Genomic DNA, 3,748 nt, shown 5'->3' on the forward strand with positions numbered 1-3,748 from the left:
CCACCCCGACGTGCGCCGGATGCTGCTCACCGCCAAGGCCTATGCCGAGGGCGGCCGGGCGCTGGCGATCTACTGCACGCTGCTGATCGACAAGGAGCTGTACCACCCCGACGAGAAGGTGCGCGCCGAGTCGGCCGAACTGGTGGCGCTGCTCACGCCCATCGTCAAGGCCTTCCTCACCGACAACGGCCACGTCGCCACCAACGCCTGCATGCAGGTGTTCGGCGGCCATGGCTACATCGCGGAGTGGGGCATGGAGCAGTTCGTGCGCGACAACCGGATCAACATGATCTACGAGGGCACGAACACCGTGCAGTCGCTCGACCTGCTGGGGCGCAAGGTGCTCTCCAACAACGGCGCCACGCTGAAGAAGTTCGGCAAGCTGGTGGCCAGGCTGGTGGAGGAAGAGGGCGTCAACGAGAAGATGGCCGAGTTCATCAACCCGATCGCCTACCTGGGCGACCAGATGACCAAGTTCACCACCGAGATCGGCTTCAAGGGCTACCAGAACCCGGACGAGGTCGGCGCCGCCGCCACCGACTACCTGCGCGTGCTGGGCCACCTGGTGTTCGGCTACTTCTGGGCCCGCATGGCGCAGGTGGCGCTGCGGCAGATCGAGGCCGGCAACACCGACCCGTTCTACCAGGCCAAGCTGCAGACGGCGCGCTTCTACTTCGCGCGCCTGTTCCCCGAGACGGCGATGCTGATGCGCACGGCGCGTTCCGGCGTCAAGTCGCTGCTGGACACCGAGGAGGCCCTGGCATGAAGCGCACCCTGATCCTGCTCGCCGGCGCGTTCGCGCTCTCCGGCGCCTTTGCCCAGGCATCCCCCGTGGGCCTGTGGCGCAGCATCGACGACAAGACCGGCGAGCCCAAGGCGGAGATCCGCATCGTCGAGAACGCCGGGGTGCTCTCCGGCCGGATCGAGAAGACGCTGAAGAAGGACGCCAAGCCGACCTGCGAGGAATGCAGGGACGAGCGCAAGGGCCAGCCGATCAACGGGCTGGAGATCATCCGCGGCGCCACGAAAACCGCCGGGCAGGACGTGTGGGAACACGGCAAGATCCTCGACCCCGAGAACGGCAAGGAATACACGCTGCGCCTGGCGCCCATCGAGGGCGGGCAGAAGCTGCAGGTGCGCGGCTACATCGGCCCGTTCTTCCGCACGCAGACCTGGGTGCGCGTGCAGTGATCAAGATGCAAGGAGTTGCCGTGTACAAGGAACACGAAGAGGCTGGCGCGGGCGGCATGGCCGCGTCCGGCGAAGGCAAGGGCCCGGCGGCGCCGCGCTTCAACGTGCGCAAGGTCGCCGTGCTCGGCGCCGGGGTGATGGGCGCGCAGATCGCGGCGCATCTGGTCAACGTCAAGGTGCCGGTGGTGCTGTTCGACCTGCCGGCAAAAGAGGGCCCGAAGAACGGCATCGTCACCAAGGCCGTCGAGGGCCTGAAGAAGCTCAAGCCGTCGCCGCTGGGCGTGCCGGAAGACGCCGCGCTGATCCAGCCGGCGAACTACGAGGAGCACCTGGGGCTGCTGGCCGACTGCGACCTGGTGATCGAGGCGATCGCCGAGCGCATGGACTGGAAGCTCGATCTCTACAAGAAGATCGCGCCGCACGTGGCGTCGCACGCCATCGTGGCCTCGAACACCTCGGGGCTGTCGATCACCAAGCTGTCGGAGGCGCTGCCCGAGGCCATGAAGCCGCGCTTCTGCGGCATCCACTTCTTCAACCCGCCGCGGTACATGTATCTGGTGGAGCTGATCGCCACGCCGACCACGAAGCCGCAGATCCTGGACGACCTGGAGACCTTCGTCACCAGCGGGCTGGGCAAGGGCGTGGTGCGCGCCAAGGACACGCCCAACTTCATCGCCAACCGGGTCGGCATCGCCGGCATGCTGGGGACGATGCGCGAGGTGGAGAAGTTCGGCCTCACCTTCGACGTGGTGGACGACCTCACCGGCAAGAAGCTGGGGCGCGCCTCCAGCGGCACCTTCCGCACGGCGGACGTGGTGGGCCTGGACACGATGGCCCACGTGATCAAGACGCTGCAGGACACGCTCTCGCCCGAGACCGATCCCTTCTACGGCAGCTTCGGGACCCCCGAGGTGCTGAAGACGCTGCTGGAGCAGGGCAACCTGGGGCAGAAGACCAGGGCGGGCTTCTACAAGAAGGTGGGGCGCGACATCCTGCGCTTCGACCTCGCGCGCAAGGACTACGTGCCGGGCGGCGAGAAGGCCGACGAGGTCTACGGCCGCATGCTGAAGAAGCCGGCCGGCGAGCGTCTCAAGCTGCTGCGCAATGCAACCGGTGCGCAGGGCCAGTTCCTGTGGGCCATCCTGCGCAACAGCTTCCACTATGCCGCCGTGCACCTGGCGACCATCGCCGAGACCGCGCGCGACGTGGACCAGGCCATGCGCTGGGGCTTCGGCATGAAGCAGGGCCCCTTCGAGCTGTGGCAGGAGGCGGGCTGGCTGCAGGTGGCGCAATGGATCCAGGAGGACATCGCCGCCGGCAAGACGCTGTCGGACGCGCCTCTGCCGGAGTGGGTGTTCAAGGGTCCGGTGGCCGAAGCCGGCGGCGTGCACACGGCCGAAGGCTCGTTCAATCCCACCACAGGCAAGTTCGAGCCGCGCCGCGTGCTGCCGGTGTACCGCCGCCAGCTCTTCCCCGAGCTGCTGCGCGGCGAGGCCGGGCCGCGCTTCGAGACCGCCGGCACCACGGTGCACGAAGACCGGAACCTGCGCATCTGGACGCTCGACCAGGAAGTCCTGATCGTGAGCCTCAAGACCAAGATGCACACGATCAGTCCCGAGGTGTGCGAGGGCCTGCAGCAGGCGATCGAGATCGCGGAGAAGGACTACCAGGGCCTGGTGGTCTGGTCGGGTGACGAACCCTTCAGTGCCGGCGCCGACCTGGAGTCCACGCTGCCCGCGTTCATCGCGGTGGGCGTGACGGCGATCGAGGATGCCGAAGGCTTCATGCAGCAGACCATGCTGCGGCTGCGTTATGCGAGCGTGCCGGTGGTGTCGGCCATCCGCGGGCTGGCGCTGGGCGGCGGTTGCGAGCTGGGGCTTTATTCGGCCAAGCGCGTGGCGGCCATGGAGAGCTACATCGGACTGGTGGAAGTGGGCGTGGGCCTGGTGCCCGGCGCCGGCGGCCTGACCTACATCGCGCGGCGGGCGGCGGAGAACGCCGCCACCAGCACCGACAAGGACCTGCTGAAGTTCCTCACCGAGGGATTCACCGCGGCCGCGATGGCCAAGGTGGGCACCAGCGCGCTGGAGTCGCGCAAGCTCGGTTACCTGTTGGACAGCGACATCGTGGTGCCGAACAAGGACGAACTGCTGTATGTCGCGCTCCAGCAGGCGAAGTCGCTGTACGACAGCGGCTACCGTCCGCCGCACAAGCGCATGTTCCCGGTGGCGGGCCGCAGCGCCAAGGCGACCATCCAGGGCCAGCTCGTGAACCTGCGCGACGGCGGCTTCGCCTCGCAGCACGACTTCCACATCGCGTCGCTGATCGCCAACGTGGTGACGGGCGGCGACGTGGACGCAGGCACGCTGGTGACCGAGGAATACCTCATGACCCTGGAACGCCGCGCGTTCTGCGAACTGGTGCAGCACCCGAAGACGCAGGAGCGGATTCTGGGGATGCTGAGTACGGGGAAGCCGGTTCGCAACTGACCGCTGGACGATGAAGCCGGAGCCGCCCGCCCTGTCTTCCTCCCTCTCCCGCTTGCGGGAGAGGGCAG

Annotated in this window: 3 protein-coding genes; all 3 read left to right on the forward strand. The window is 67.6% G+C overall.

The features are described 5' to 3' along the window. Positions 1-766, forward strand: a 766-nt coding sequence (locus VFM98_RS06235) for an acyl-CoA dehydrogenase C-terminal domain-containing protein (RefSeq protein ID WP_325109038.1), incomplete at its 5' end; no start/stop codon positions are given. Beyond that, positions 763-1,191, forward strand: coding sequence for a DUF2147 domain-containing protein (locus tag VFM98_RS06240; protein ID WP_325109040.1), 429 nt, complete (start codon positions 763-765; stop codon positions 1,189-1,191). The genes VFM98_RS06235 and VFM98_RS06240, both read left to right, overlap by 4 nt. Positions 1,192-1,247: 56 nt before the next feature. Then, positions 1,248-3,680, forward strand: coding sequence for a 3-hydroxyacyl-CoA dehydrogenase/enoyl-CoA hydratase family protein (locus VFM98_RS06245; protein WP_325109041.1), 2,433 nt, complete (start codon positions 1,248-1,250; stop codon positions 3,678-3,680). Positions 3,681-3,748 lie beyond the last annotated feature (68 nt).

The organism is Ramlibacter sp. (genome assembly GCF_035706265.1).
Classification (GTDB): domain Bacteria; phylum Pseudomonadota; class Gammaproteobacteria; order Burkholderiales; family Burkholderiaceae_C; genus Ramlibacter.